Genomic DNA, 2393 nt, shown 5'->3' on the forward strand with positions numbered 1-2393 from the left:
CGGCAAGGTAGGATCGTTGCGTCGCCGGCGACAGATTGCGGACCGTCATGTCCTCGATCATGCGGCGGCGAAGAGGGCTCATCTCAGCCATCGGAAAACCTCCTGTCTGAAGGGTTGGGCTTCGAAAACCCTCAATCCTCTCAGACAGGAGGCGACCGTTACTACCTCTCCTCAAATGCCGCGCCAGCGGCTTCGTTCAATCCTGAATCCCAACAGACCCTAGTCTGGGGAGACGAGCACGAGCACAGCATGCTAGCCGATTTGAGATCGGCGCCTATCTCGATAAACTTGTGGGAGTGTGGCTCGGAGCTTCGCACGGAATAGCCAGTTCTTCGTAACCTGCTACCGAACTTTCATCCAGCGGCGGTTAGTGTCTCGGGGTTTTTTGCAGCGAGACCGAACTTTGGACCACCCCGAACTAGAGTTTTGCGCCTCTGATCACGCTGGCGGGCTGGTTGCGCCGACGTGGTTTTGCAGCAAAATCGGCGGTCGATTGCCGATCGCCCCATGGGGCCGTTCTTCGTTGTAGTGTACCTGCGCCAATCCTCCACTTTTTCCTGGGCGTCTGCAAGGCTGAGAAACCAATGGGCGTTGAGGCATTCGGCCCGGAAGCGGCCGTTGAAGGCTTCGATGAACGCATTGTCGGTTGGCTTGCCCGGCCTCGAGAAATCCAGCGTGACGCCGCGTTGGTAGGCCCACAGGTCAAGATCCCGCGACACGAACTCGCTGCCCTGATCGAACCGGATCGTCGCCGGGAAGCCCACTTCCTTGCAGGCCCTTTCCAGCACCTCCACGACGTCGGCGCCGCGGAAGGTGAACCGCGGTGCCAACGCAGGCGAGAAGGAAGCGGGAGAAGATATCGACAATTGTGAGCACGCGAAGCTTGTGTCCTGTCGCCAACTGGTCATGGACGAAGTCCATCGCCCAGGTCTCGTTCGATCGCGTGGCCGGCCTGCGGTCATCGCGCAGCTTGGCCTTGACCCGGCGCTTGGGCGATTTGTTGCGTAATTGCAAGCCCAACTCGCGATAGACGCGTCGGGTCTTGTTCTCGCCGTGGCGCCATCCCTCGCGACGGAGCAGGACGTGGATGCGGCGATAACCGTAGCGAACACGAACACGGCAGATCTCCTTGATCCTCTCTTCGAGAGCAGCCTGGCCGGAGCCACGGGATTTATGGTGGTAGGTCGACCGGTCAAACTCGAGAGCCTCGCAGGCCCGGCGGATCGACACTTGCCACTCGCCACAAACCTCGTCGACCAGCTTGCGCTTCCGGCCAGGCTTTATAGCTTTCGGCGGATCACGTCCTGCAGCATCTCCTTGTCGAGCGACAGGTCCGCCACCAGCTTCTTCAGCTTGCCGTTCTCCTCCTCGAGCTGCTTCAACCGCCGCATCTCGGTCCGGCAGCAATCCGTCATACTTCTTCTTCCAGTTGAAATAGGTCGCCTGGCTGATCCCGGCCTTGCGGCAGATATCCGCCACCGCAACTCCGTCGTTGCCCTGCTTGAGAATGAACGCCTTCTGGGCGTCCGAAAATTTTGAGGCCTTCATCGTCTTCCGCTCCTCCCAGCCGAGGGGATTCGGCAGCGAAAACTCTAGCAAAAATGGTTCAGTTTTGCGGGCTCAGACCACTCGGATAATGGTTCGGACGTATCGGATTGTGAGATAGCGCTGAGAGATCGGCGCAGCCCCAAAAGCGAAAAAAGCCCGGCCCCAATTAAGGAGCCGGGCCATCCAGAGTTAAAGCGTTCGAATTGTCAGGGCGCAGTTACCGCAAGGGCGGCGGTAGATTGGCCTGCAACTGCGACCCAGTTAACGACGTGAAATAGAACGTCCGGTAGCTGGTGGTCAGCTTGAGCCAGTTGCTCATTCCGACGCCGGGGCTGTTTGCCTGAACCCCGTTCACAACGACGTACGGAGCCGATTTATCCAGCCACCAATCGGCGCCGAGATTGGCTACAAACCGGCCGCCTGAGGTCTTCATATTCGCCACGACGAAAACGCCGTCCACCGTCCCAGGCGTGTAAACACCGCGGTCGCCTTGATAGAAGTGATCGTTATATCCACTTGTCGGCGCATCAAATGTTACGCTGCCATCTGGTTGCACCGTCTTCGGCATTGCGACGGTGTCTCCGTGGAAGTCGGCGGAGTAGTGCGCCCCCAGTAAACCGTTCGTCACCTGATCCTGCGCCTCAACCCAGGTTCCATTCGTAAGGTGAAGCCACGTCTGAAAGCCAGATATTGAGATAGTAGCGGGGACCACCGGCTGCCCGGCCTCTGGGTATACTTGTCCCCACCCCGTCATGGCCGTGAAGTTGGAGGGCGGGGTGCTTCCGAAAACTCCAACTCTTCCCGTGTACCAGTCATATGAGGTGGGGACGCCCAACGGGAATCCT

At 59.0% G+C, this 2393-nt stretch carries 3 pseudogenes; all 3 read right to left on the reverse strand.

What is annotated here, in order from left to right:
- Positions 1–91, reverse strand: a pseudogene (locus JQ624_RS39215) (transposase); the annotation flags it as partial.
- Between the two features lie 347 nt (positions 92–438).
- Positions 439–1548: pseudogene (locus JQ624_RS38230) on the reverse strand (IS3 family transposase).
- Positions 1549–1765: 217 nt separating this feature from the next.
- Positions 1766–2393: pseudogene (locus JQ624_RS38235) on the reverse strand (hypothetical protein); the annotation flags it as partial.

The sequence above is a fragment of the Bradyrhizobium sp. AUGA SZCCT0283 genome (genome assembly GCF_018130385.1).
Lineage (GTDB): Bacteria > Pseudomonadota > Alphaproteobacteria > Rhizobiales > Xanthobacteraceae > Bradyrhizobium.